At 42.6% G+C, this 25,872-nt stretch carries 23 protein-coding genes; 14 read left to right on the top strand and 9 right to left on the bottom strand.

Annotated elements, in window-relative coordinates; all coding sequences use genetic code 11:
- Positions 1 to 462: 462 nt before the first annotated feature.
- Both OCU50_RS19710 and OCU50_RS19705 read right to left on the bottom strand, forming a co-directional pair.
- Entirely contained in the window at positions 463 to 1,302 is an 840-nt protein-coding gene (locus OCU50_RS19710; RefSeq protein ID WP_060469366.1) for a RecX family transcriptional regulator, read from the bottom strand.
- Positions 1,303 to 1,507: 205 nt separating this feature from the next.
- Entirely contained in the window at positions 1,508 to 3,112 is a 1,605-nt protein-coding gene (locus OCU50_RS19705; RefSeq protein ID WP_060469365.1) for a mechanosensitive ion channel family protein, read from the bottom strand.
- 252 nt (positions 3,113 to 3,364) lie between these two features.
- Here OCU50_RS19705 and OCU50_RS19700 point away from each other — a divergent pair, with 252 nt between their 5' ends.
- The 5 genes from OCU50_RS19700 (at position 3,365) to OCU50_RS19680 (ending at position 8,017) form a co-directional block, all read left to right on the top strand.
- Complete coding sequence (locus tag OCU50_RS19700) at positions 3,365 to 3,613, top strand: hypothetical protein (RefSeq protein ID WP_060469417.1); 249 nt, start codon at positions 3,365 to 3,367, stop codon at positions 3,611 to 3,613.
- A gap of 366 nt (positions 3,614 to 3,979) precedes the next feature.
- Positions 3,980 to 4,456, top strand: coding sequence for a hypothetical protein (locus tag OCU50_RS19695; protein ID WP_153011326.1), 477 nt, complete (start codon positions 3,980 to 3,982; stop codon positions 4,454 to 4,456).
- A 95-nt stretch (positions 4,457 to 4,551) separates the two neighbouring features.
- Positions 4,552 to 6,615: a protein-disulfide reductase DsbD family protein gene (locus OCU50_RS19690; protein WP_060469364.1), complete on the top strand. Its 2,064-nt coding sequence runs from the start codon at positions 4,552 to 4,554 to the stop codon at positions 6,613 to 6,615.
- A gap of 3 nt (positions 6,616 to 6,618) precedes the next feature.
- Positions 6,619 to 7,188 (top strand): protein disulfide oxidoreductase, encoded by a 570-nt coding sequence (locus OCU50_RS19685; protein WP_060469363.1) that lies wholly within the window; start codon positions 6,619 to 6,621, stop codon positions 7,186 to 7,188.
- A gap of 109 nt (positions 7,189 to 7,297) precedes the next feature.
- Positions 7,298 to 8,017 (top strand): DsbA family protein, encoded by a 720-nt coding sequence (locus OCU50_RS19680; RefSeq protein WP_060469362.1) that lies wholly within the window; start codon positions 7,298 to 7,300, stop codon positions 8,015 to 8,017.
- A 124-nt stretch (positions 8,018 to 8,141) separates the two neighbouring features.
- On the opposite strand, the gene OCU50_RS19675 is transcribed toward OCU50_RS19680, so the two are convergent.
- A complete protein-coding gene (locus tag OCU50_RS19675) occupies positions 8,142 to 9,164 on the bottom strand; it encodes a succinylglutamate desuccinylase/aspartoacylase family protein (RefSeq protein ID WP_060469361.1) in 1,023 nt (340 codons plus the stop codon).
- Between the two features lie 378 nt (positions 9,165 to 9,542).
- Between OCU50_RS19675 and OCU50_RS19670 the strand changes: the two genes are divergently transcribed.
- From OCU50_RS19670 to OCU50_RS19660, 3 genes are all read left to right on the top strand, one after another.
- Positions 9,543 to 10,547 carry a porin gene (locus OCU50_RS19670; protein ID WP_060469360.1) on the top strand — a complete coding sequence of 335 codons (1,005 nt, stop codon included), beginning with the start codon at positions 9,543 to 9,545 and terminating at the stop codon, positions 10,545 to 10,547.
- 155 nt (positions 10,548 to 10,702) lie between these two features.
- The gene (locus OCU50_RS19665; protein WP_060469359.1) at positions 10,703 to 11,593 is read left to right on the top strand and encodes a DMT family transporter; all 891 of its coding nucleotides are present in this window, start codon (positions 10,703 to 10,705) and stop codon (positions 11,591 to 11,593) included.
- A gap of 69 nt (positions 11,594 to 11,662) precedes the next feature.
- Positions 11,663 to 12,280, top strand: a complete 618-nt coding sequence (locus OCU50_RS19660) for a glutaredoxin domain-containing protein (protein ID WP_060469358.1) — start codon at positions 11,663 to 11,665, stop codon at positions 12,278 to 12,280.
- Positions 12,281 to 12,442: 162 nt separating this feature from the next.
- Here OCU50_RS19660 and OCU50_RS19655 read toward each other — a convergent pair whose 3' ends face one another.
- The 3 genes from OCU50_RS19655 to OCU50_RS19645 all read right to left on the bottom strand — a co-directional run bounded on the left by OCU50_RS19655 (position 12,443) and on the right by OCU50_RS19645 (position 14,538).
- Positions 12,443 to 12,577: a hypothetical protein gene (locus tag OCU50_RS19655; protein WP_099049792.1), complete on the bottom strand. Its 135-nt coding sequence runs from the start codon at positions 12,575 to 12,577 to the stop codon at positions 12,443 to 12,445.
- Positions 12,578 to 12,891: 314 nt separating this feature from the next.
- Complete coding sequence (locus tag OCU50_RS19650) at positions 12,892 to 13,242, bottom strand: hypothetical protein (RefSeq protein ID WP_060469357.1); 351 nt, start codon at positions 13,240 to 13,242, stop codon at positions 12,892 to 12,894.
- Positions 13,243 to 13,314: 72 nt separating this feature from the next.
- Entirely contained in the window at positions 13,315 to 14,538 is a 1,224-nt protein-coding gene (locus OCU50_RS19645) for a multidrug effflux MFS transporter (protein ID WP_060469356.1), read from the bottom strand.
- A 108-nt stretch (positions 14,539 to 14,646) separates the two neighbouring features.
- Here OCU50_RS19645 and OCU50_RS19640 point away from each other — a divergent pair, with 108 nt between their 5' ends.
- Both OCU50_RS19640 and OCU50_RS19635 read left to right on the top strand, forming a co-directional pair.
- A complete protein-coding gene (locus OCU50_RS19640) occupies positions 14,647 to 15,543 on the top strand; it encodes a LysR family transcriptional regulator (RefSeq protein WP_060469355.1) in 897 nt (298 codons plus the stop codon).
- 126 nt (positions 15,544 to 15,669) lie between these two features.
- Entirely contained in the window at positions 15,670 to 17,517 is a 1,848-nt protein-coding gene (locus tag OCU50_RS19635; RefSeq protein ID WP_060469354.1) for a putative bifunctional diguanylate cyclase/phosphodiesterase, read from the top strand.
- A 110-nt stretch (positions 17,518 to 17,627) separates the two neighbouring features.
- Here the strand turns inward: OCU50_RS19635 and OCU50_RS19630 are convergent, their stop codons facing one another.
- The 3 genes from OCU50_RS19630 to OCU50_RS19620 all read right to left on the bottom strand — a co-directional run bounded on the left by OCU50_RS19630 (position 17,628) and on the right by OCU50_RS19620 (position 20,364).
- Positions 17,628 to 18,923 carry a peptidoglycan DD-endopeptidase ShyA gene (locus OCU50_RS19630; RefSeq protein ID WP_060469353.1) on the bottom strand — a complete coding sequence of 432 codons (1,296 nt, stop codon included), beginning with the start codon at positions 18,921 to 18,923 and terminating at the stop codon, positions 17,628 to 17,630.
- Positions 18,924 to 19,291: 368 nt separating this feature from the next.
- A complete protein-coding gene (locus OCU50_RS19625) occupies positions 19,292 to 19,591 on the bottom strand; it encodes an isoamylase early set domain-containing protein (RefSeq protein ID WP_060469352.1) in 300 nt (99 codons plus the stop codon).
- A 122-nt stretch (positions 19,592 to 19,713) separates the two neighbouring features.
- A complete protein-coding gene (locus OCU50_RS19620; protein WP_060469351.1) occupies positions 19,714 to 20,364 on the bottom strand; it encodes a hypothetical protein in 651 nt (216 codons plus the stop codon).
- Positions 20,365 to 20,459: 95 nt separating this feature from the next.
- Between OCU50_RS19620 and OCU50_RS19615 the strand changes: the two genes are divergently transcribed.
- The 4 genes from OCU50_RS19615 to OCU50_RS19600 all read left to right on the top strand — a co-directional run bounded on the left by OCU50_RS19615 (position 20,460) and on the right by OCU50_RS19600 (position 25,675).
- Positions 20,460 to 20,879, top strand: coding sequence for a GFA family protein (locus tag OCU50_RS19615; RefSeq protein WP_060469350.1), 420 nt, complete (start codon positions 20,460 to 20,462; stop codon positions 20,877 to 20,879).
- A gap of 221 nt (positions 20,880 to 21,100) precedes the next feature.
- Positions 21,101 to 21,772 carry a YoaK family protein gene (locus OCU50_RS19610; RefSeq protein WP_060469349.1) on the top strand — a complete coding sequence of 224 codons (672 nt, stop codon included), beginning with the start codon at positions 21,101 to 21,103 and terminating at the stop codon, positions 21,770 to 21,772.
- Positions 21,773 to 22,003: 231 nt separating this feature from the next.
- Positions 22,004 to 23,374 carry a YjiH family protein gene (locus tag OCU50_RS19605; protein WP_060469348.1) on the top strand — a complete coding sequence of 457 codons (1,371 nt, stop codon included), beginning with the start codon at positions 22,004 to 22,006 and terminating at the stop codon, positions 23,372 to 23,374.
- 429 nt (positions 23,375 to 23,803) lie between these two features.
- Positions 23,804 to 25,675: a methyl-accepting chemotaxis protein gene (locus OCU50_RS19600; RefSeq protein WP_060469347.1), complete on the top strand. Its 1,872-nt coding sequence runs from the start codon at positions 23,804 to 23,806 to the stop codon at positions 25,673 to 25,675.
- Positions 25,676 to 25,872 lie beyond the last annotated feature (197 nt).

Here is a 25,872-nt window from a genome sequence, read left to right as displayed (position 1 = left end):
AACAGCGTTAATAGAACATTTCGATATGACACAGGTTATATATTCCCCGCTAATGTAACGACTTGATACCTTTTTATAATTCAGGCTAACGCGATAACTTCGCTCTATCTTGGTAATGTATTATTACTATTTTCAAAATATAATCATGAACTCTGCTCATACATCTAATTACCTTCAAGATATAGTCTTGATAATCTAGAAGTTATCGTTAATTCGAGATAATAATAATTCTGTAATATTACAAATAGTCACGGTGAAAATGCTCAATCGCTGTCATAGGGCCACTAGCGATGTCTAAACATTACTCTAATAGACTGATATTGCACCATAGTGACTAAAGTATCAACAACGTAAATACAAACATGAATGTTATAGCTGAAACTCTGTGACTTAGTGGTCTAAATGGCAATCATTAACGGATACTCAGCATACCTAGTACTCGACTAAAAGCTTTCCCCCTCGTCAACTCACCTCATTCCCCTCACTCAATGCAAACTTGATCTCTTCGGATGAAAAGCCTTTACGACTCAACATGGCGTAAGCCTTTGAACGTTCTTTATGATCGTTAAGGTCATAAGACTTTTTCTGCAACTGTTCCAAACAAGAAGTGTAAAAATCTAACTGTTCTTCGTTGATCAAACGATCGACTAACGATGACAGCTCGCTGGTGTCAATTTGTCGTTGCTTAAGCTCTTGTTGGATAGCGGTCATGCCTTTACCTTTTCGAGCATACTTGAGCACTTCTTTCTCCAAATCGGCTTTTTCTGCCTTAATTTGGATATTACTTTTCAGTTCATACGCTTGCGGGTGCTGTTCAATGGCAACTTTCACCTGTTGATAGCTAAAACCACGTTTTTGTAATGCTGCGACAAGCTTTTCACGGCTCATACTAAAACTTGTATAGTAGTTGTTGATTCTGTCTATCAAGATGGTTTGTTCATCTATATTTTTGTCTACAGAAACCTTATGGATCGCATCAGCAATAATTGAGTCCGTTAACCCCTTCTTCTTCAACTTTTCTACGATATATCGAGAACCAAACTCGCCGAAGAAGGCTTGTTCAGCAAATTGCTCAGCGAAATCCTGATCAGATTTCAGATACCCATAACCTTTCAACCTACTCAATGTGTCATTGATCCAATCTTGATTATCCGTCTTCACTTTCAGCTTCGCAATCAACTCACTCTCTGTCATATCCTTCTGAGTTAGATGCCACATCGCAGAGTTCATAACACTTTCGATTCGTGTCGCTTTTCTTACCGTTGTATTTCTTGTATTGGTTTTTTGCTGTGAATCATTCATGTCGTTTACTCCTAGTCTCAACGTGCACTCGGTATACTGCTTTGCTTTCTGTACACCATTTGCTGAACGTCTATCATCATAACTTACTTATTCTTTTCAGTGGCGCTGGCACTACCTATATAACACACATAAAAATAGGCACCGTGTCGGGAGCCCATTTATGATTAACTTTCCTTAGTCTTAAACGGTTCGTTTAGAGAAAAAATCAACTCTCTTCATGATTATAAATATGAACATCTCGTTGAGGGAATGGAATCGTGATGCCTTCTTCATCAAAGCGTTTCTTCACCGTTTCTGTTACGTCCCAGTACACATCCCAGTAATCATCGGTCTTAACCCAAGGCCTTACCACGAAATCTACAGAAGAGGTATTCAAGGTATGAAGCTTGATCATATGCTCTGGTTTTTTTAGCACTAAAGGGTGTGCAATGATGATGTCGTTCAACACAGATTTTGCTTTATCGATGTCATCGGAGTAACCAATACCAAAAACCATATCAACCCGTCTCACACGTTCTGCAGTGATGTTGTTGATCACGTCCCCCCAGATCTTGTTGTTTGGGATCACCAAGCGTTGGTTATCGATCGTTTGAACAGTGGTAGAGACTAAGTTCATGTCTTTTACAGTACCTTGAACGCCTGATACTTTAACCATGTCTCCAACATCGTAAGGGCGATAGATCAAAATCATCAAACCCGATGCAAAATTTGACAACGTATCTTGCAACGCGAAACCAATAATGATGCCCGCGACACCAAAACCAGTGAGTAACGGAGCTAGCTCAATCCCAATTTGAGAGAGTGCGATAAGCAAACCGATAAAAACAACGGCTTTAGATGCGATTGATACAAAGAACTCCTGCATTAATAAGCTAAAGTCCATTTTTGAGTGCGACACACTTTTCCGGACCGTCTTACGAGTAATATTGGAAATTAAACGAGTCACATACAAAATGCCTAAAAATAAGGCGAGTTTGACAATAAAAGAGGGGGTGTTTTCAAAGGCCCATGAGCTCAACGAGCGAAGCCACCCATCCAACAATTCGAGCGCTACATCAACCTCTAACACATCAACATTAATATCACCTGTCGTGGTCAGTAGTACCCGCTTGTAGGAAGTCACATCCACGCCAAACGGTTCCATTAAAGTGATGGTCTTTTCTAAACTTGCCACCATAGTACTAATACGTTCACTAAAGCGTTCAAGCTCGGTTTTAATGGCGGCTTTGTCTTCTTCACTAACAAAAGACAAACGCGCCTCTAAGTCTTGACGCTGTGTGTCCGTGTATAAAATGGCGTTAGTAAGATATTGAGAACGAGCGATTAGCGCCGTTTTTAACTCACTTTCATGGACAGTGACATCTACACCACGATTTTTCGACCAATTTAATGTCTTAGACAACTGCTGATAGTAAGTGTCCATCATTCGGACTCGTCTTTGAATTTGTAATTCGAGACGCTTTTGAACATCATTTTCAGCGGAAAGGCTTTCCTTGGTCATTGAAGCAATTTTAACTTCATTCAATGCCAGCAATTTTTGTAAGAGTTCAACCTGCTTAGCAAGAGTGACATCAAGCCCCTCTTTTGTATCGGATGATAACTGGGGAGTAATCTCTTCTCGTAAGCTTTGGTTCTTACGCCTTAATATATCTTCCAGAAATGGTTTCTCCGCATCATGCGCCGTTTCTAGTGTTGCCAAATCAAGCAATAACTGATCTTGTACTGCTGCTATTTTTTCAACGCTTTGCGCAAAACTGCCAAATGCTACAAACGTCAACATTAACAATAGACAACGCCAAACCTTCATCATACTAATCCCTACCATTGTCTACATTGACTCTATCAATAGTAGTAAAAAGAAGATGAATAACAAACATTTAAACGTATGTTATGTTAAAAGTTTGCAAAAAATCAGTTGGCATCTAATATTTCAAAGTTCCAATCCCTTCTTATGATCTGTAGAGTACGCATCCAACAAAGAACAACGGCCAATATCACCACTGAAGCGCATGCACTAAAACGCCATCAGCAGGATGTTGGCTCACAACAAGAGAGCATACAAATGAACAACGAACTTGATATTATTGAGTCTCTAGAAGAGCTAGAAAAATTCTTAGTTTCAGTGGAAGCCGGCGGCTTAGGCCTTGAAGGGGTTGAAGGCGTAGGTATGGCAACCAATAACGCAGATGGCCGTCACTTCGTTGCTGTATTCAATAGCAGCCACAAAGTTCTACTTGCACGTTGGATCACCCAAGAAGTGTTTGATAATGGCAAAGACCTAGTACGAAACGGCTCTCGTCGCACTCACTAAGGCGCTCTAATTCGTCGCGACGAAGCACTAAAAACCAATTGAAAAAGCCCAATTTGATTCCTAACGAGCGATTGGGCTTTTTCATGTCTGACGCTTAAAGCACCTCCTGTCTATTGCACTTTAGTACATATCAATACCGCCCCTCACCGCTTATATTGATGCCATTTAAATATAAACACGACTCATAGAAAAAAGAACAGATTATTATGAACTTAAGTTGGACGTTGGTGCCTTAGACGCTAGGCTGTGCATCTACCTAGCCTTGCCACTTTAACAATTTTATGACTTGTGGCACGAAGCAAAGTTATCTAAGCTAGCCTGCTTATATCCCATGTTAAATACTAACTGATTCGATTACTGACTAATTTGCTGAATACACCGCTACTTTTTTTATCCCAACAGAACCGCCAACAAAGGCAATCGCTTTGGGCGCTTCTTCTTACCGGACTGGTTATCGTAACTTGTCTGGCGAGTACGCTATCAGCAAAGAAAGTAACGGTTTCCAACTTCCTTATTGGCCAATCAGTATTCGTTGGTGCAGAAACGAATGGCCCACAAGTGGTAGTCGCATCATTAGAGAGAATATCAGCACTCTATGACAGCGTGTTTGGTTCAGAAGCATCTAAAGCACTAACGGAGTCTAATTCGAACTCATGCAATCTGAGCTCGAAAATGCTCACCCTCGCCACGCCGAAAACCGGTTGGCTGATCCCTTTCATTCTATTTATCGCTGTCGAATTCAGCCTTTCACCTCACATATCGAGATTGTCTAGAGATAACCATCGCTCTTCTCGATCTACGAAACACCGCTTACACCTAACGCACTGTATATTTAGAGAGTGAATAACCGGGCTACTGCACCCTTTTATTTATTTTTTGGAGATACATTTGTGTACAACACACTACTAACTAAGTTTGTCGATTCGTTGGCATTCTGCATGCGTACATGCGTGAAAACGCTAGTCACTGCCCTTTTGGTTATGACGTCATTTACTGCTTTAGCACAGACTACGGGATGGCTCAGCGCGCCTGAACATCCGCCAGTCAAAATGCGAATGATGTCGACAGGTGAACAGTCGGATGACGGTTCTCAGATTCAAACCGTACTCGATGTCGTGCTCGACGGCGACTGGAAAACCTACTGGCGCAGCCCAGGCGAAGGTGGTATTCCACCAAGCTGGGACTGGTCTGATTCAACAAACATTGAGTCGGTAGAGTGGCACTGGCCAATTCCGAAGTACTACGAGCAGCTAGACGTAATGACGTTGGGCTACAAAAAGCACGTCAGCTTTCCGGTCACACTGACACTGAAAGACAACACTAAGCCCGCCATGTTTAAGGCTTCGCTCACCTTTCCGTCGTGCACTAATATCTGTGTGTTAACCGATTACGACATCGAACTGCCGATCGACCCACAAACATTAGCGCTCGATGAAGAAGCCATGTTCTTGTTCAATCAAGGCATGAGCCAATCTCCACGCGAAGCTAACCGCACTTCTGTGAACGGTCTGTTCTGGGATAAGAGTAAGCAACAACTAGTGACTCAGCTCATGAGTAAAGAAGGCTGGGATAAGCCGATGGTGTTGATTGATGGGCAAGAAGTGATTGATGACTTCTTCTCTCAGCCAACCGTTCATATCAATGACAACACAATGACTGCCGTATTCGATGTGAGTAACTGGATTGGCGAAGTCGACTTAACCGATCGCACCGTTAGCGTCACGGTTTCAGATACAAACTTTGCTGAAGAGATGACGGCGCAGGTTGGCTCAGAGCCTATTGCCTATCAATCAAGTAACACCAGCTTTATTGCGATGATTGGCTTTGCCTTAATTGGTGGCTTGATCCTCAATATCATGCCATGTGTGTTGCCGGTATTAGGAATGAAGCTAAACAGCATCATTCAAAACCAAGGAGCATCAAACCGACATATCCGAATCTCATTCCTAGCATCTGCTATGGGGGTTATTACGTCATTTGGACTGTTAGCCCTCGGCATGACAGCTCTAAAAGTGGGGGGTAATGCGATTGGTTGGGGAATCCAATTCCAAAACGTTTGGTTTATCGGGTTCATGCTGATCATCACCCTACTGTTCTCAATCAACCTACTTGGTTTATTCGAGTTCAGACTGCCATCGGGTTTGAACACATGGATGGCAACCAAAGGCGATGACTCACATTCAGGCCACTTTGTTCAAGGCATGTTTGCGACGCTGTTAGCAACGCCGTGTAGCGCGCCATTCTTAGGAACCGCTGTCGCGTATGCACTCGGAGCAAGTTACCAAGAGTTATGGGCTATCTTCATCGCACTTGGTATCGGCATGAGTGCACCTTGGCTTATTTTCGCACTGTTCCCTAGCCTCACCCAACTGCTACCAAAGCCGGGCGCATGGATGTTCAAAGTTAAGCTGTTTTTTGGCTTAATGATGTTCATTACCAGCCTTTGGTTAACAAGCCTTCTGAGCCCATTCATTGGTAAGTTCCCAACCATCTTGTTGTCACTGTTTATCGTGATGTCAGTCTTAGTTTGGATTGGCATTAAGTTAGGACGTAAGGTACTGATTCCTATCATGGCAACCACTACCTTGATGTTTGGTGCTGCTCTTATTGTCGGTAGTGTTACTGCAGATAACTGGGCGACACCTATCGTTGATGACCTTGCTTGGCAAAAGCTGGATGCGAAGCAAATCCCTCAGTTAGTTGATGAAGGCAAAACGGTCTTTGTTGATGTGACTGCTGATTGGTGTATCACCTGTAAGGCGAACAAGATCGGTGTGATTCTTCAAGACCCGGTTTACAACCACCTGCAACAAGAAGACATTATTTTGATGAAAGGCGATTGGACAACACCAAGTGAAAGCGTCACTCAATACTTACAAAGTAACGGCCGATTTGGTGTGCCATTTAATATCGTGTATGGCCCAAGCTATAAAAACGGTATTCCACTGCCCGTGATTCTGGACAGTGACACTGTCGTTCAAGCCATCGATGCTGCGAGATAAGTGATGAAGATTCCCAACAATGAAGAGAAGCCTAACACTACAAAAGATAACTCTATAAAGGATGAAGCTAAAAAGCCAAGTCGTCTTAAGAAGTGGGGAAAGGAACTGGTCTCAATGATACTGATCGTTGGCGTGGTTTCGTTTGCCATGGACTTTTATCACAGCAGAAGTATGCCTCAAGGCGCTGCGATTCCAATTGTGGGCCAATCGCTCCAAGGCAAAGATATTGATGTTATCGAGCTAAGCAAAAATGGTAAGCCAGTCATTGTCTATTTTTGGGCGACTTGGTGTGGTGCCTGCAAATTTGTAAGCCCAACCGTAAATAGCTTCGGCGATTCCCATCAAGTGGTTTCGGTCGCTCTATCGTCTGGTCCAGACGAACGCGTTCAGCGCTACTTGGATGCAAAAGAGTATGACTTCCCTGTTATCAATGATCTTTCTGGATCAATCAGCAGAAGTTGGGGCGTTAATGTCACTCCAAGCATCGTCATCATCAAAGACGGAAAGATCACTAGTATCGCAACGGGCGTAACTTCCCCTATTGGGCTTTGGATCAGAACCTATTTTGCATAACTCGCTTACCAAGAAAAAGCAAAGTGAATGAGCCAATTTAACAAACAATAAGACCGTGATCGCGACCTAATGAGCGCTCACGATTATCAAGAATGAGAGAGTACATAACATGAAAAAACATCTGATAAGCACACTGATTTTGGGTTCACTAATGAGTGCTAATGCCTTTGCCGAGTTAAATAAAGAGCAAACTCAACAGCTTGAAGAAATTAATCAGTTTCTAAAAGAGAACCCTTCTACTATTTCGGGTCTGCATACCAGTTTAGAGCAGTATGTCGCGAGCCAAGCACAAGTACAGAAAGCCCAAGCGGAAAGCCACGACTGGCTGTACAACAATGACGCGCACCCAATCACAGGAAACCCAGATGGAAAATCGGTAATCATTAACTTTACCGACTATAACTGCCCTTACTGTAAACGTTTAGAAAAAGGCCTAGTTCAATTAGCTTCTGAAAATAGTGATATCAAAATTATCAATGTATACCTGTCATTTAAACAGCAACAAATAAACGAACTTAATACTAATGCCGCTCTATACGCTATGAAGGTTTGGAAAGATAACCGCGAAGCCTTTACTGAAGTTGATAGGTTATTGATGGCGAAAAGCGGCCTCCATACAAAGGCTTCACTGCAAGCGGTGGCAAAGAAAACAGGAACGGAAGCACAACTGAACACCACTTCAGACCAAAGCAACACACTGATGACGAACCATCAAACCTTTAGCGCATTAGGTTTAACAGGCACACCAACGATGATGATGAATGGTCAGGTCTTACCGGGCTATGTGCCTTACGACCGATTAAAAGACATCGTGGATGACGCTTTCTAATCGAATGTAGAAAGGTTGTGAGTCTTAGCAAAAATTGAAGATGAAATTGATAAAGCCTACTTGCGTTAACCCGCAGTAGGCTTTTTATGCGTTTCAAATGGCAAACCTAGCCACTGTCTAACTTTTACTCGCTCAATAAGCGGCACACCAACGCACCCGGCTCTCTTAGTGCATCCACGTTATAACTGAGTACACGACCAGAAGACGGCGCGTGATAACGACGACATTCATTGCCGAACGCATCATATTGGATGGCTAACAGATCATCTTGCTCCACGCTTTGCAAAAGCTCGACCTGAGGCAGAACAAAACCACCAATATCAGCGCGAATGGACACAACGTTGTTGCCTTCAATCCAATCCATGCTTGGCAGTTGCTTTGTCTCTAGCGGATATTGTCCAGCGACCTCAAGCATCTCGTAATAGGAGAGCATATTTAAAACGCCATCTACCGCTCTTTGAATCATGTCTGGTTGAGTAAACTTACCCATCCCGACTTCTACAGTGATGCTCGGAATACCACTGCGATTCCAAACTGTTTCAAGAATCCCAGGGTCTCCGGGATCATTAAGGACACAATCTGGTCGCATCAGTCTCGCCATCTCCAAACATTGCTCGATTCGATAATCAGCGAAAACATAAAGTGGGTATACCGCACCACGAGTTTGGGTGTGGAGGTCAACGGCGAATGTCGCATTGTGCTTGAGTAAGCGCTCCCACAGTGACGCAACAAAGCGCTCCGCTGCTAGTCCGTGGGCATCACCAGGAAAGAGTCGGTTGAGGTTTGCAGGGCATGAGCCCGGATCGGAAGAGATGAAGTCACGACTGTGATTTAGCAAACCGGACAAATTCACGGTCGGCACGATCGTCACCGTACCTTTTAGCTTCTTACCCACCAAGTCTCTGATAATTTGTTGCGCAGCCAGTACACCATTTAGTTCATCGCCATGAATACCAGCGGTAACCATAAGCTTAGGGCCATCTTGGCTACCCTTGAAAACTGAAACCGGCATGTTTTTAGGTTGCCCGAGCCCATCACTGGTCACTTGGAACCAAAACTGATGCGCTCCAACGGGTAGATCTTCAACATTCAAGGAGCCTATAACCTGCCTGCCTTGTAAAACATCGCCTAAGTACTCTGTTTGCATCCAACTTTCTCCGTCTTGTTGAGCAAAATATATTCTCTTTTTAAGTTTTTGCATCATAGAGGATATCGTAACCAGCACAAGCAGTTAATTGATCCGCAGGCTCTACTCTATACATAAACTCCGTTCATATTATTCTCACATATTTCAAAGTGAAACCCTTCAAAGAGACGGTTCCAAAACTCTAAGCTTGTATGTCTATTTACAAACCACTCAATCACTTGAAGTAAAAGTGCAATAAAATCAACACCTAAAAAGTTCCCCATTCACGAAAATGTAATTCTATAGAAATGAAAGCTTAATTTATCTGCTCTAAATTGGCTTCATATCGAAACGAAGGGCACATTGCTCACGGATATTTAAAATATAAGGTAAGTGATTATGAAAAAGGCAGTTCTAGCTTCTGCAGTGGTAGCGGCACTAGTTTCAGGTTCATCTCTAGCAGCAACCGTTTACAGCTCTGATGGTACTGAACTTAAAATAGGCGGTCGTGCGGAGTTCCGTGGTGATTTCATTGGTTCAGGCGGTGCTGAAATAGACGGTTCAATGAAAAACAAGAGCCGTGTTCGCTTAAATGTTGGTGGTAATACAGAAATCAACGATAGCTTATCTGGCTTTGGCTTCTACGAAGCAGAACAAGGCGTAAACTCCTCAGCTGACAATGATGAAACCGATAACTTTAAGCAACGTTATATGTATGCGGGCTTTGAAGGTGGCTTCGGTGCAGTATCGGTAGGTCGTCAAGATACAGCAGCAGCCCAGATTTCAGAAATGTCGGACGTTACCATTTTCTCTGGTGATCAAAAAGCCTTCATCAATGCCGGCGACGAGCAAGTCAACAACACGTTTGTATATGCTTACGATGCTGATGCTCTTTCTTTAAAAGCAAGTTTAATTGCTGGTGAAGACAAAGATACAAACGGTTACGGTGTCTCTGGTATTTACACTCTACCTATGGGTTTAGGGTTTGGCCTTGGTTATTCAGGCAATGACAACGGAGCTGGAAATGGTTCAGCAACGGCTGTAATCGCTGGTATTAACTATAAAATGGATGCTCTGTACTTAGGTGCAACTTACACGATGGGCGACCTTGACGACAAGGCTAACACTGAATTCTCTGGTGTAGAAATTGCCGCGAAGTACAAACTAACCAGTCAGTTTGAACTCGCTGCTCTTTACCAAAAACTAGAAGAAGATGCGTCTCAAAACGTAACCGTAGATACCGCTGACTTCTTCGAGTTAACGGGTACTTACAAATTCAACAAATCAATTCGCACATACATTGCTTACCAACTAAACAACTTAGACGAAGTGAAAGATGCGACGACAGGCCTAACCACTCAAGGCGAAGATACACTTCGTCTAGGTGTACGTTACGACTTCTAACCTAGATTTACTTTAGCTATAAATAGAAAGGTTGAGCATTTGCTCAACCTTTTTTGTTATTCAAATATTCTGACCAACTTCAGCAATGCTTTTTCTGGTTTCGTGGTGTTAAATCCGTATCATACGACAAACCATATCAAACAATTAGAAGCATCATGTCACAACACCATCCGATCCAAGGCGCTAGCTGGATGCTAACCGCTGGTTTAGCCTTTGCCGTGATTAATAGCCTAACCCAAATCGCGAGCATTCACTTCGGACTGACTTCTACCACCGTCGCTGTCATTCAATACGCCATCGCGTTGTTCGCCATTCTTCCTTACTTAAAAACGTTAGGCATTCGTCGCGCGCTCAGAACCGATAACCTCAAACTGCATGTATTTCGTGTTTTTTTATCGGTTATCGGTATTCAACTTTGGATATGGGCGTTAGCTTACCCTGTACCTATTTGGCAAGGTATTGCTCTTCTCATGACTTCGCCATTGTTTGCAACCATAGGTTCTGGGCTTTTCCTCAAAGAGAAAGTGGGCACAGCTCGTTGGGGCGCAACCTTAGCAGGCTTCGTCGGTGCTATGGTTATTCTCGAACCATGGTCCGAAGATTTTAGCTGGGCAACGTTACTGCCGGTTGGCGCGGCTTTCTTTTGGGCATGCTATTCACTGATGGTGAAAAAGCTCTCTTCACAAGACAGTCCTTCAACCATGGTGGTTTACCTTTTGCTATTGATCACGCCATTTAACATCTTGTTGGCCATGCCTGATTGGCAAACACCAAGCGGCGGGACTATTTGGGTTATCTTAATCGTTATCGGTGTAATGACGGCACTGGCTCAATGGGCGATTGTAAAAGCATATTCCGTCGCTGACGCTTCTTTTGTTCAACCGTTTGATCACGCAAAATTACCACTCAATGTACTGGCTGGCTGGCTGGTATTCAGCTGGGTTCCACCAGGGCGCTTATGGTTAGGGGCGGCAATTATTATTGCATCTGTTGCGTTTATTACTCACTGGGAAACAAAAAAGCCGGCGAAAGTTAATAAAATTTAAGGCCAATGAAATAAATACTTCTACAGCCCGTTCTATATTGATAAGAGAACTTTAAGCGAGATCGTAACCATGAAGAAACCAGTCAAGATTACACTATACCGTTGGGCAGGCAGCTGGGGGCCATTTAAAGTAAACATCCCATGTGGAGAATGTACCCTTACCAAAGACATTCTAGAGGATACTTTTGAGAATGAATTGGCCGAAGTCGATGTAGAACTAGAAGTGAAAGATTGGTTATCTCACTGGTGGGAACCGCTAAAACTCGGTTCTTGGCATGCACCTATCCTTGTTGTTGAAGGTAAGGTCGTCAGCCAAGGTGAAGCGCTTAATCGTGGCGTGCTAATTCAGTCAGTCATCAAAGAGTGGACCAAACGAGACAACCTAAAGGGCAATATCGTTTATGGCAAAGCGACCTGTCCATTCTGTGTGAAAGCTAAGAAAATGCTTGATGAAGCGGGTGTCGAATATACCTATCACGATGTCGTTAAAGACAGTGCTGCTCTGTATCGAATGATTCCAGAGGTGAAAGCGCACATTGGTGAGAAAACACCAGTGACCGTTCCTCAGATTTGGCTTGATGGTACATACATCGGCGGTGCAGACAACTTAGAAGCATGGATGAAAGAAAATGGTCTAGATTCCATTCCAAACAATGTTGTCGATTTATCTAATCAATCGGCAAGCTGATCTTGCTTAGAGAGAGTTAGACTTCCGATAATTAACTAATCAGTGTTTTGTTGTGTCTCTCCACTACAAAACAGAGCGATAAAAGTCATCAATAGCTAAAACGAAAAAGGCCTTAAACTGCAATGAGTTTAAGGCCTTTCAAAATTCCGTTTGGGAAAATGCTTACTTAGCCATTTTCTTCCTCATTCGCTTAAAGAACGATGGCTTCTTTGATTTTGGCTTGCCGTATAACGCTTCGTGCATCATGTTTTTTGCTGCAATTTGACCAAGGTATACATTGCCTAGTTCGTAGTTCATGCTTATCTCCGCACGTAATCAACTTTCTTGTGCGCGGATTCTACACTTAAAACACCTAAAAACAAGATCTACATCACACTTTAGTGCAACTCAATCACCAACCTTGCAGATCGATCATTTCTGTGGTCTCAAAAAAATAAAATTATATTTATATATCAATAGGTTAGTATAAACCCCGTTTTAGGAATGATGCAATGCACTGTTTCCGCCACTGAAGGTGTAAAAAAGCAGCTCATGTGAGCTGCTTTTTAAATACTTCGCTTAAAACCACGGCCATCAAACTGAAGCCATTAGTTATTGGCGATAACCAAAACCTAGCTACGCTTTGGCTGACGGTAAGTTTTACCCGCAATTTGGTAAGTATCTTTTTGCTTTAATTCGAACATTGTTTCGAAAAACCAAGCTACAAATTTGATTAAGTCATCGCCTTCATTCATTACGTGTTCGATGTACTCTTGCTCTTCGCCTTGTTCATTCTCTTGAAGCGTCACGTGGTAAATGCGCTTTTCGCCTTCCACTTCCGCTAGCGCAAATTGACCAGTCAGTGAAGCGGCAGCCTCAGCAACTTCAGTATCCTCATTGGATTTCAATAGCTCAAGTGCTTGAGGTAGGCCATCTAGTGCGCAGATAGCTTTTACCAGTACTTCAAATTCATTTTGCTGCATTTTGTTTACCTATTAAATGGACCGAAGTATTGTAGGAAACCATCAACACAAATACAACGCTTTAACGATGAACTATGGAGTGCTCGTTGTTGAACTGTATTCACCCTCTGTTGCACCAAATTTCTTGTCCATTCTGACTGAAGACCAAAGCACTCCTCCCATAATAGTCCCAATGACCAAGTAAAACCCACCAAGTTGCAGGTGATTTGTCACCCAACTTTCAACCAAGTATCCACCTAATAACCCTGCCAAACACATCTGAATTGAGCCTGACAGAGCAGAAACCGCACCCGCTTGCTTTTTATGAGGTTCCAGTAACATGCTGATAGAAAGCGGGAACGATATTCCCTGAGCTATCGCCAACCAAGTAAATGACCATACTAAGTTAAAAATTGTTAGCTCATGCGTAAGCAACCAACTTCCTGAAGCCATAACAATCAAAATCGCAAGGCTCATCAACTGCGGTGTACTAAACCTACGGTGAAGTATGTTTAACGTCACGCTCCCAATCAATAACCCTGCTGAAGGCACAATCATCAAAGAGCCATATTCAGCCGCAGTCAGACCCAATTGTTCTTGCATTAAGAATGGAAATAGCGACAACGATACCAAGCTCGCCATATAGAGCATCCAGTTGTAACTGGCGCTACTCACCACCTGGCGGTTAGTCAACAAGCGTCCGTAGTTCTTCACCACTTGGCATGCATCAAAGCGGCTCTTTCCATAAGGCAAAGTCTCGGGCAACACAAAATAACCCAGAGTAAATATCGCTAATAGATACAGTAAAACAAACAGAAATACGGCCTGCCAACCGAGATGAAATGAGATCCAACCACCAAATACAGGCGCAATGATCGGCATGATCGAAGCCGTCAGTGAAATGTAAGATAAGGCTTTGGTCAGTTGAGGACCATCATAACTGTCACGAAGCACACTTCGCCCAAGAACAGAGGCACTACCCGCCCCTAAACCTTGCAACAAGCGACCCACCTCTAGCGCTGTCATGTTGTCAGAAAAAACAACACAAACGACAGTACCAATCAAATAAACCCCTTGACCCAACAAAAAGATAGGTCTTCTTCCCACCGCATCAGACATCGGCCCGTAAAATAGCTGAGACAAGCCAAAACCCACAAGAAACAGCGTGACGAGCAGCTGTACATCTACCTGAGTTACACTTAAGTCTGAAGCAATTAACGGCAATGATGGTAAGTAGATGCTCACTCCTACTTGCCCCGTAGCAATGATCATCATGGCTAAGAGTAGCGGTGTTTTTTTAAAGGTCGATTGGCTCAAAAAATTCCCTATTCGTTTGTTATTTGTTCATCAAATGAGTTTACATTCAAAACCAATAATTGATAATTAACCAAATTGGAATTTAATTAAGTCCTGATAGGAAATAATATGGATTGGATTCTCAACGTAAAAAGTTATGTCAAAGTGGTGGAAGAAGGTAGCTTCAATGGCGCGGCGCGTAAACTCAATACCACCAGCTCAGCGATCAGCAAAAGAGTAAACTGGCTAGAAGAGCGTATCGGCACTCAACTTTTAAAACGCACCACTCGCTCTATCAGCCAAACCGAGGCCGGTGCACTTTTCTATCAACGAGCGAAAGATCAACTCGATAGTTGGCAGTCCATTATTGATGAAACTCGCTCGGTTAACCAAACCCCTGCTGGCCTATTAAAAATTGGGGCTACCATTGCGGTTGGTTCTAAATTCTTAGTTCAGTACTTAGATGACTTTTTGGAGAAATATCCAGACATAAAAGTACAACTTATCACCACCACCCCGGGTCAATTACCTGAACTTGGCTTGGATCTCGTGATCAGTCGTGAGCTGGAGCAACTCAATTCATTAAGCTTTAAGAAAACACCACTTTTCGAACACAAAGCCAGCTTTTACGCATCACCTGACTACCTAACAAAACATGGTCACCCTACCTGCGAGCAGGATTTAGAACGGCATAACTCACTGATCTGGGGTGAGCGCCCGATTCGAGAAGTAACGTTAACCAAAGGCCAAAGGGTTACCCTGAACGGGAACTTTGCAACTACCAACCCAGAAGCGCTTTTTCATGCCGCCAAACGAGGAATGGGAATACTTCTGACCATTAACGCGATGATAAAAGAAGAACTTAAGCAAGGGACATTAGTTCCAGTATTACCAAATATCACGGCTGATGAAGTGATGGTTTACGCTTACTACCCTAAGCTTGATTACTCACATACGCGAACCAAGCTGTTTTTGGACCATCTGAAAGATCGATTAGACAAAGAGCGCTGTACTCTGGCTCTGTGAAATAAATCACATTTAAATTTGAAAAGTTATACAACACCGCCAATAATAAACTAGACGCATACCAATTATACAAATGTGCACATATACAGCTTAAAAATAGGTTCTGGTTAACTACGGATGGTGACTATGACTCAACATACGCATAACAGCACGATAGATACAGAACGCATTGGTCGTTTACTTAAATTAGAAGGCATCGACCTTCTAGAGTCGGCCGTGCTCATTTTGCACCAAATGTTCGGTACTCAATACACCACCATCATTGAGAAAAAGTACTTTCCAGATCAAATGGTTCCTTTGGTGATAGCCCATTCAGACCATGTACTGCATGATAAAATCAATGCACGTCACGGTCACATTTACCAACAAGCAGTCCATCAACAGCACCCAGACTGTTCATTCGCTCAATATATCATTCAGTCGTTGCCTACATCGGCATTTAGGCAGGAAATCACCTCACAGAACTCAATCGCAATCCCTACTCGAACTCAGAGTGGCGAGGTTATGGGTGTGCTGTTTTCTACGTTTACTTCTCCTCTTAGTCCGGACCAGTTACAAAACGTAATAAAACACCATCAACTTTTCGCAAACATCATCATCCACACACTAAGGGAGATATGGTTTAACGAGCGTTCTGAGCAACTGGTCAATCAACTCAGTTATGAAGTATCACACGATAGCTTAACTGGATTACTCAACCGAAGCTGCTTATCGGACACTTTGGAATCGATTACTCAGCAGAGAAGCACTCCATTTACGTTAGCCTTGCTCGACGTAAACAGTTTCAAAGCCATTAATGATATGCACGGTAATTATATTGGCGATAAAGTGCTTCAGTACGTGGCAGAGACCTTACGCCGAACCATACCCGAGAACAATCTGACTTTCCGGACGGCAGGAAACGAATTTGCCTTCATTACCTACCATTCAGACCCTATTTTCATCTGTGAGCAGATATTGGCTAAGATAAAAAAGGGCTACAATAGCGTCGATATGAAAGTCGCTTTCGACATTAGCATAGGTATTGCTAGCTCGGACGGGAGCAACAAAGACGTAGAACAAATAATTTTTAACACCAGTTTGGCTCTAAAAGAGTGCAAACAAAGACAAGATACCCACATTCAATGCTATGACACCCATCTAATATCTCGCTATCAAAGAAAAACGGAGTTGGTTGCCGCTTTACGGAGTGAACTTGAAAGCGCAATTTCACCTAGCTTTACACCGAATGACAATGAAATGTACGTGGTTGTACAGCCAATCGTTGGTCAAAGTGAAAAGCAATGGGAATACTTCGAGGTACTCACTCGTTGGAAAACGGCTAAGCATGGCGATGTATCGCCAGTGGAGTTCATTAAAGTAGCAGAAGAATCTGGTCTTATTGTTGAACTGGGTGAACATATTATCGATCTGGTGTGTCGCGCAAAAACAACATTAGAAAAAGGGTTAGGCTATAAAATTAAGCTTGGGATAAACTGTTCGGCTCATGAGCTTAGTGATTCTAAGCGTTACATCTCCTATCTCACTAGAACTATTGAGCGACATAACTTTAAAGCAAATGAGTTTGTTATCGAGCTAACCGAAACGGTGCTGCTATCTCCAACCAAAGAGACAAAATCGGCACTCAACTATCTACGAGAGCAAGGCTTTAAGATCGCGCTAGACGATTTCGGTACTGGTTACTCGAGTTTGAATTACATCCACAGTTACCCTATCGATTGCATCAAAATTGATGCAACCTTTATTCAAAACTTGCTGACGAATTCGACATCTGAGAGTGTTGTTTGGTTGATTATTCAATTGGCGCATAGACTCGATTTGTCATTAGTTGCTGAGGGCGTTGAGAAACATGAGCAATTAGAAAAATTGCACGCCATGGGATGTGACAAGATCCAAGGGTACCTTTACTCACCGCCTATGCGACCAGAAGCTATCATCAGTTATGTTATTCACTCAGAATCTCTCATGACCTAAAAATCTAGGCCAGAGCCATCCCTATACCTTATCCAAAGCTCAAAAAGCCACGGCATTACTAGATACTTACATATTTAGTAAAGAACTCGCGGCTTTTGGGAGTACATCAGTTAACTATTGTTAGACTGAGTTTCCAGAGCTTTCTTTAATAACTTATCTGCCTCATCTCTAGCGGCCACAAATGTTGCTTTTTCTTGTTGAGGTACAGAATTGGCCATCGGAATATTCGCTGTCATCGCGTTTACAGGACGACCACGTTCGATCAATTCGTAATGTAAGTGCGGACCGGTCACTCGACCAGTTTTACCGGACAAGCCAATACGCTGACCACGAGATACCGTTTGCCCTTTACGAACGAGGATCTTGCTCAAATGTAAATAACGCGTTTTGTACGTGCTGCTGTGCTGAATAACCACGTAGTTACCCGCGTATGGGTGCTTACGAGTCATAACCACTTTGCCATCACCTGTTGCTTGAACTGGCGTACCAATTGGCGTCGCGAAATCCGTACCGTTATGTGGTGAAATTCGACCTGTCACTGGGTGCAAGCGCTTAGGGTTAAATTGAGAACTTTGACGCCAACCACTGCTCACAGGGTAACGTTGAAACGCGCGTTGTAAGCTATCGCCATTAGCATCGTAATATTGTCCGTCGGTATGTAAATACGCAGACACCACACGATTACGATTCATGATCTTAATGGCTTCAATTTCACGCTTTCCGGTAGCGATACCATCGACAAATTGTGCTTTCTGAAGCACTTCAAATTGATCGCCTGCACGTAAATCTCGGCTAAAATTCAGCTTATCCTTAAGCAGAGTAACAATATGGTCAATCTCGATACTGTTCAGGCCAGCTTTATTTGCCGACATAGAGAAACTGCCTTGAATATTACCCACTAGAGGCTTTTGCTGCCATTCACCAGGAATAGAGATATCTTCGAATTCATAGTTGCCATCTTCAAGTCGTCGATAAACGACTTTGTCAGCAATGCTAAATTTAAGTTCCATTTTGGAAAGTTCGCCTGTTGCCTCGTCACGCCAAAAGCGCAATGTGTTACCTGGGCGAAGTGTGTCCAACGCAAGAAAGTTCAAATCGGTCTCCATAACGCTCATCATAGATTTATAAGAAAATCCAAGCTGATTGAAGATACTGCTCAAGTTATCACCTGTTTGAATTTGATACTCAAACGTCGGCGGTTCAATAATAACAGCAACAGAAGAAGGTGACAGAATAGACTCAATAACGGTTGAGTCGGGTAAATCAAGATCGATCGTTTTCGTCAGATCCGATTGTGACGATTGCAGAGCAACACTAATCGCTGCAATAAGTGGCAGTCCTAAAATAGCTACTTTTTTTACAGGTGAAAGCTCAGCAAACGGAGAGGGAAATATTTTTGAATACACGGTAAACAAGTCTTTCTACGATATAAAAGCATAGGATATGCTTTTCGGACGCATAAATCATCAATACATTGCAATAATATGATGCGAATCTTGCTCTATCCCGCTAAGTCATTGAGTTATAAAAAGTGAAAAATCATTTCACTATAAATAAAATTAACAGCTAAATTGAAAAATAAAAAAGCAGAAACGGCTAGCTACTGCTTTTTATTTATCTACGTTATCTTGTATCGAACAATTAATAAACACCGCGCATTAATTGCTGTTATTAAGCAAATGGCGATCTTAACTCACCAATCCCTTCTCACTATTAAAGTAAAACGATTTGAACCGAAAAACACAGCCTTATGCTTACAATAAGTGTCCAGAAATTAAGCTGAAATCGTCGATACCAAACAGTTGTCTTCACCAAATTCGTTAGGGATATAACGGTCAGCATTCACGTCATTCACCCATTGTTGGCCATCAACTAAGTAGCGAAATTGAAACTCGCCATCTTTAGGTAGGCGAGTTTTGAATTTGTACACTTTACCTTTCGCCATTTTTTTCATTGGCGTGGCTTTCCAATCAAGAAAGTCAGCAACAATGGATACTGAGTTCGCTTCTTGAGCTTCTAGCTCAAAGGTCACTTCAACTTCGTCTTTCGTCTTAAAAAAACGTTTACTAATCATTCGCAAGCTCCATTTGTAAAAGTAAGCAGACACAAAGAATGTCTAAATTTCATTCAATCTATTAAGATAATATGTAATTTGACTCACATAAACAACACATCCTTGTGCTCGCAAAAATGTTATTACTTACCAATTGATTGTGTATCAAAAGAAAAACTCATTAACACCTTTTCAGAAGGGGTTTCTGCAAATGATTGTTCCGCAGAATGTTGAGTAAAACCGATAAAACCTTGCCCTGTGAGTTTGTTCTGTGATTTTGAATCTGGTTGTTGGGCAACATCTAAAGTCTGAATTTTCACGCGATCGCCCAAGAAAAGTTGGTCAACCAACACCACACGGCTTCGTTGCTGGTCATGCTTAAAGAGGCCAAGGTAATAGAATACGCCGCTGCCTTGATTCGATATCCACATAGGTGCAACAAAGAAAGTCGCTTCGCCTAGCGTCACGGCTGCCAGGCTTTTTGTATCGACGGTTGCTACACCGCGCTCAACACCAGAGTCATAACGACCAAACGCGATTGCTTTTGGCGCGTCGACTTCATTAATAAAGGCGTATGCGTTGGTTTCTGGAACTTTAATTGTCCATGGGTTAGTGGTCTTCAAATCAAAAACGGTTTCAACCACTGGGTCATAACTGACTTGTGAAGAAGGAAACTTCGCCAAAATCTCTTCATCACTTAAACTAAAGCGATAAACACCCGCCAATATGACCACAACTAACATGACGATAGGAATCAGTAAAATCAGAGGTATAGGTAAGATTTTCTTTTTCATGAGCAATTGTATTCTTTTGTTTTCATCCAGTTGTGCAGACCATAAAGGGCTTTAGTATAATTATCAATACAGGGTTAACCAGAAGTGAAACATAGATGGATATCAAGCATATTAAAGATAGAAATATCAGAAGTTGTGAATGCCGCTGTGGAGCAGTCAACCTAGTATGCCGAGGTGAGCCCCAACGAACCTCTGTATGTCATTGCTATGAGTGTCAAAAACGCACAGGAAGCGTGTTCGGCGTTCAAGCTCGGTTCCCAATTGAACAGGTCACACTAAGCGGAGAAGTGACCTATTTTTCACGCATCAGCGATACGGGCAGTGAAGTCACTTATCAATTTTGCCCTAAGTGTGGCACCACCATGCTTTTACAATCCGTTGCCGCCGCCGATTTTTATGTCGTCCCACTCGGGCTATTTAAAGAACAAGATTTTCCACTACCTAGCTTTTCCGTTTATGAAGAACGTAAATACGGCTGGGTTAAGTTTGAGCACCAAATGAGCCATTACAACTAGCTTGTCACTGATCTTTATCCTTATCTTTGTCTTCTTTATATAGTGGTGCACTTTTTATAACGACAAACTTCTTTTGAGCGACAGTCCGCATTATAACAATGCTTCATCGAAACAAACTGCAATACTGTTGCCTAAGATCAAACATGAATGCCCCACAACGCTAGCGTATCTTTTTTCGAGCGTTATAATCTTGTTCCTCTATTTAACCCGGAGTGAACCACATGATTTCTAAGCTACCTCGTTGGGTTGAATACGGAGCCTTACTCTTAGCAGGCCTTGCCGGTAGCGTTAATGCCATTGGATTACTTGGCTTCCAACATCAAGCCATATCCCATGTTTCGGGCACCATGTCTTTACTAGGCAGCAGTCTGCTCACTCCAACTTCGGCTTCCGTGCACCTTTTATTGGTGATTATGAGCTTTATGTTAGGCGCTGCTTTCAGCGGGTTCTTTATTGAAAACCAAGCTCTGAAGCTAGGTCGCCGCTACGGTGTCGCACTGTGTATTGAAGGTGGGTTGCTGTTCTTGGCACTTTGGGCACTTTTACAAGGCTACACCTCTGGCCAATACTTCGCTTCAGCCGCATGTGGCTTACAGAATGCGATGATCACTACCTATAGTGGCGCAATCATTCGTACTACGCACATGAGCGGAATCATTACCGATATTGGGATCATGATTGGCGCTCGCCTAAAAGGTATGCCCTTTGATCGCCGTAAAGCCAAACTGCTGATGTTCATCGTCGTCGGTTTTCTATTTGGTGGCTTAACTGGCGCTTGCTTATTCCAACGCTTCGAAATATTAGCACTGGCTTTCCCTGCTTCTTTCGCCTTCATTATTGCGTTTAGCTACTGGCTCTATTTAACCTATCGAACCGAAACCCCAGTTAACTAATAAATATCTGGAAATATACCTTCAAGATACGTAACATTCACAACACTTTATTCCAAAGTAACGCAGAGTCGCAGAATAAGCATTCTGAATATTTAGCGATATTTGATGAATAGTATTGCAAGCGATATTAATACTGGGTAATCTTGCATCCTATAAGAAAATACGGATGTTTAGTGGATAAAAATGCCAAGGATGTGGCTTTTTTACGTGTAGAAATTCGAGAACAATAACATGTCTAACAACACGAATACTGATCCAACAGAGAAATCTAAAGGCAGTTTCTGGGTTTTCTTAATCCCATCATTGATTGGTTTATTCCTTTTCATGGCGCCAATCAGCTATCAAGGTGCTCTCACCATCCCTGTCGCTATCTTGGCGAAATCAATCCAAGCGGTTTTCGGTGAATATCTGGTCTCTATTATCACTGCGATCGTTGCTTTCATGTCTGTCACTTCAGTATTGAGCGCGATTTTCAAGCCTACATTCATTACATCCAGTTCATTTTTAAACGGTCTATTCAACCCCTCCCCTTTATGGCTGTCGGTTCGCCTCATTGGTGGTGCTGCAGCACTAATGACTTTTTTCCAAATAGGTCCCGAAATTATTTGGGAAGAAAATACGGGCGGCCTAGTCTTAGAGGGCCTGCTTCCAACACTTTTCTCCGTATTTATCTTTGCTGGTTTACTACTTCCCCTACTACTAAACTTTGGTCTATTAGAACTTTTTGGTACCTTGCTAAGTAAAGTAATGCGTCCGATCTTCAATCTACCGGGCCGCAGTGCTATCGATTGTATGGCTTCTTGGTTAGGAGACGGTAGTGTTGGTATTCTGCTGACAAGTAAACAGTACGAGCAGAGATTCTATACTCAACGTGAAGCAGCAGTTGTTGGTACCACTTTCTCAGCAGTATCTATTACATTCAGCCTTGTGGTTATTGCACAAGTAGAGCTAGAACACCTATTCCTGCCTTTCTACGCAGCAATCTGTTTAGCAGGCATTGTGGCGGCAGTTATCATCCCTCGCCTTCCACCACTAAGCATGAAGAAAGATACTTTCATCGATGGTAGCAAGCCGAACAAAGATGCTGATGCGATCCCTGCTGGCCACTCAACATTCTCTTGGGGTTTTGAGTTAGCGGTAAATAAGGCATCACAGGTTAAGTCTGCTAAGTCGGTATTTTCTGAAGGTGTGCGTAACGCCGTAGATATGGTATTTGGTGTATTACCTGTTGTTATGGGTCTCGGTACCATGGCATTGGTAATTGCGGAATACACGTCTGTGTTCTCAATCCTAGGTCAGCCTTTCATTCCATTCTTAGAGCTACTTGGTGTACCAGAAGCGGTAGCAGCGTCTGAAACGATCGTCGTTGGTTTTGCGGACATGTTCATTCCTGCGATTCTTGCCGCTTCTATCGACAACGAGATGACTCGCTTTGTTATTGCAGCAATGTCAGTCACTCAACTGATTTACATGTCTGAAGTGGGCGCTCTGCTTCTTGGAAGTAAGATTCCAGTAAACATCTTTGAGCTATTTATTATCTTTATTCTGCGTACTTTAATCACACTTCCAATTATCGCTGGTGTAGCTCATTTAATATTCTAAATTAGATACTACTGATATAAATCAGTAAAGACACAATTCTGTAAAGCCTCACTTTTGTGAGGTTTTTTTACTGAATATATTCACATCTCCATTTAAAATCTCATCAAAATATAAAACTGGCATATCATTTAATTTCATATAAATTGACTCATTTCCTATTTTCTTAATAAAAAATCACACGCATAAACGTCTAACTAATAAATATTCAAGTTAACTAACTCAGGCTTAACTGAGCTTTAAATCATTGAATAGAATAATAAAAATAACGATGTTTTGATTTAATGATTTTCATGTTGTGTGAATTGTTATATTTTTGTAGTCTATTTTGTGAATTTACATTCAAGTAAATTTCAGTTTCGTCGATATATATAATTAGAAAAACACGATTAACTTTAGTCTTCGCAAAGCCTGTGAGAAGGGGAATATTCAATGAAATTTAGCCATAAGGTGGTTGCTGCATCATCAGCCTTGCTGCTAGTAACAGTATCATTGCTTTCAATACAACAACTTTACACCGTAAGAAGTGCTGTAGAAAACCACGTCAATGCGAGCCTAGAAGAAATGGTCTCTGGAGTCAGGAATACCGTAGTCTCAGAGATGAACGCCAAGAAAGCGTTGGCGCAATCGACGACTGAAGTCATCGAAATCAACCCTCAAGATCGTACCTATGTAAAAGAAATCTTAGAGAAGCCTAAACTTAAAAACAGTTTCCTTGCAGTTGGTTTTGGTTATGAAGCAAACGGTTTCGTCATTGAAAATGATGACGGTTGGGATGCCGGTCCTGATTACGACCCACGAATTCGCCCTTGGTACATTGATGCTAAATCCAAAAACAGTTTAGTTGTTACCGCGCCTTATGTGGATGCATCAAGTAAGAAAGTCATTATCTCTGTGGGTACGCCAGTTAAAGACAACGGTCGCTTCACTGCTGGTATGTTCTACGACCTAGAATTGACCAACCTTGCTACTTTAGTAAACCAAGTGAACTTGTTTGATGCGGGCTACCTATTCCTGGTCACAGCCGACGGCACGACAATTGCCCATCCGAATGCTAAAAACAACGGTGAAACACTCTCGAGCTACATGCCACAAGCTGACATTCGCGAAGGCTCTCAAAAGATTGAAGTCGACGGCAAAATGTTTCTAGTGAACTTCACGCACATCCCAAGTGAAGATTGGTACATTGGCGCAATTCTTGATGAAGAGATCGCTTACCAAGCCGTTGAAGATCTCAAGAACAGCTCGATGATCTATTCTTTGATAGCGGTCATTCTCAGTATCATCGCACTGACGATTCTAATACGTGCGTTAATGCGCCCACTTGATGCACTTAACCACGCGATTCAAGATGTCGCAAGCGGACAAGGTGACTTAACCAAACGCCTAGATACGAATACAGATAAAGAGTTCTCTGACCTAGCAAAAGGTTTCAATACCTTTACTGAAAATCTGCAGAACCAAATAATCCAATCGAAAGCGATTGGTATCGAGATTAAGCGTGGTACTGAAATCACGGTTAAAGGTGCGGGCGAATCAGCAAGCGCAATGAACACTCAACTGCAAGAACTGGAACAGCTAGCAACAGCAATGAACGAAATGGCGGTTACCGCAACAGAAGTAGCAAACAACGCTCAAGGCGCGGCGGCGGCGGCTCGTGAAGCGGATGAAGCAACGTTAGACGGAACTTCTGTAGTCAGTGACACCACTCAAGCGATTGATAACTTATCAGCTCGTATCGACCAAGCCGTTGCAGAAGTACAGGTACTTGAATCAGCAACCGCGAACATCGAAACAATTCTTAAAGTAATCAACGACATTGCTGACCAAACTAACCTGCTGGCATTGAACGCAGCGATTGAAGCCGCACGAGCTGGTGAATCAGGTCGTGGTTTCGCAGTCGTAGCCGACGAAGTTCGTACTCTAGCGCAACGTACCCAACAGTCGACGACTGAAATTCGCAACATGATTGAGCAGCTCCAAGCTGGTGCAAGCTCAGTATCTAACGCGATGAATCAAAGTAAAGACACGGCAACTGACGCCGTTGAACGCGCTCAACAAGCGAATTCTTCACTTGACCGCATCCGTGATGCAATTCAACGTATTTCTGATATGAATATTCAGATTGCTTCGGCAGCAGAAGAACAGAGCTTGGTCGCTGAAGAGATCAACAACAACACCGTTAAGATCAAAGACCTTTCAACACAAGTATCAAACGCGGCTCAAGAAGCAAACACGGCAATGCAGGTACAAACTGACAATGTTCAAGCACAGGATGAACTATTGAACAAGTTCACGGTTTAATCGCCTGTCAGTTTAACTAACGCTTTGCTTAGTAACCTATAAACAACTTCAAATAAAAAGCCCCGCTTACTGACTGCCAGTAGCGGGGCTTTCTTTTCAATCTTTTCTTTCTAAACGATTAGACGTAACTCATACCAATCACAGTAAGTAAGTGATCATAAATAGCGCAGGAAAAAGGCTTGAGAACAAGGCGGCTC

This window comes from Vibrio toranzoniae (assembly GCF_024347655.1).
GTDB classification, from domain to species: domain Bacteria; phylum Pseudomonadota; class Gammaproteobacteria; order Enterobacterales; family Vibrionaceae; genus Vibrio; species Vibrio toranzoniae.
This window is presented reverse-complemented; position numbering and strand designations above follow the sequence as displayed.

Bases quoted from the DNA above. Each gene is read 5' to 3' on its own strand.
- OCU50_RS19710 (WP_060469366.1), bottom strand. From the start codon at position 1,302: ATGAATGATTCACAGCAAAAAACCAATACAAGAAATACAACGGTAAGA.
- OCU50_RS19705 (WP_060469365.1), bottom strand. From the start codon at position 3,112: ATGATGAAGGTTTGGCGTTGTCTATTGTTAATGTTGACGTTTGTAGCA.
- OCU50_RS19700 (WP_060469417.1), top strand. From the start codon at position 3,365: ATGAACAACGAACTTGATATTATTGAGTCTCTAGAAGAGCTAGAAAAA.
- OCU50_RS19690 (WP_060469364.1), top strand. From the start codon at position 4,552: ATGCGTACATGCGTGAAAACGCTAGTCACTGCCCTTTTGGTTATGACG.
- OCU50_RS19685 (WP_060469363.1), top strand. From the start codon at position 6,619: ATGAAGATTCCCAACAATGAAGAGAAGCCTAACACTACAAAAGATAAC.
- OCU50_RS19680 (WP_060469362.1), top strand. From the start codon at position 7,298: ATGAAAAAACATCTGATAAGCACACTGATTTTGGGTTCACTAATGAGT.
- OCU50_RS19675 (WP_060469361.1), bottom strand. From the start codon at position 9,164: ATGCAAACAGAGTACTTAGGCGATGTTTTACAAGGCAGGCAGGTTATA.
- OCU50_RS19670 (WP_060469360.1), top strand. From the start codon at position 9,543: ATGAAAAAGGCAGTTCTAGCTTCTGCAGTGGTAGCGGCACTAGTTTCA.
- OCU50_RS19665 (WP_060469359.1), top strand. From the start codon at position 10,703: ATGTCACAACACCATCCGATCCAAGGCGCTAGCTGGATGCTAACCGCT.
- OCU50_RS19660 (WP_060469358.1), top strand. From the start codon at position 11,663: ATGAAGAAACCAGTCAAGATTACACTATACCGTTGGGCAGGCAGCTGG.
- OCU50_RS19655 (WP_099049792.1), bottom strand. From the start codon at position 12,577: ATGAACTACGAACTAGGCAATGTATACCTTGGTCAAATTGCAGCAAAA.
- OCU50_RS19650 (WP_060469357.1), bottom strand. From the start codon at position 13,242: ATGCAGCAAAATGAATTTGAAGTACTGGTAAAAGCTATCTGCGCACTA.
- OCU50_RS19640 (WP_060469355.1), top strand. From the start codon at position 14,647: ATGGATTGGATTCTCAACGTAAAAAGTTATGTCAAAGTGGTGGAAGAA.
- OCU50_RS19635 (WP_060469354.1), top strand. From the start codon at position 15,670: ATGACTCAACATACGCATAACAGCACGATAGATACAGAACGCATTGGT.
- OCU50_RS19625 (WP_060469352.1), bottom strand. From the start codon at position 19,591: ATGATTAGTAAACGTTTTTTTAAGACGAAAGACGAAGTTGAAGTGACC.
- OCU50_RS19620 (WP_060469351.1), bottom strand. From the start codon at position 20,364: ATGAAAAAGAAAATCTTACCTATACCTCTGATTTTACTGATTCCTATC.
- OCU50_RS19615 (WP_060469350.1), top strand. From the start codon at position 20,460: ATGGATATCAAGCATATTAAAGATAGAAATATCAGAAGTTGTGAATGC.
- OCU50_RS19610 (WP_060469349.1), top strand. From the start codon at position 21,101: ATGATTTCTAAGCTACCTCGTTGGGTTGAATACGGAGCCTTACTCTTA.
- OCU50_RS19605 (WP_060469348.1), top strand. From the start codon at position 22,004: ATGTCTAACAACACGAATACTGATCCAACAGAGAAATCTAAAGGCAGT.
- OCU50_RS19600 (WP_060469347.1), top strand. From the start codon at position 23,804: ATGAAATTTAGCCATAAGGTGGTTGCTGCATCATCAGCCTTGCTGCTA.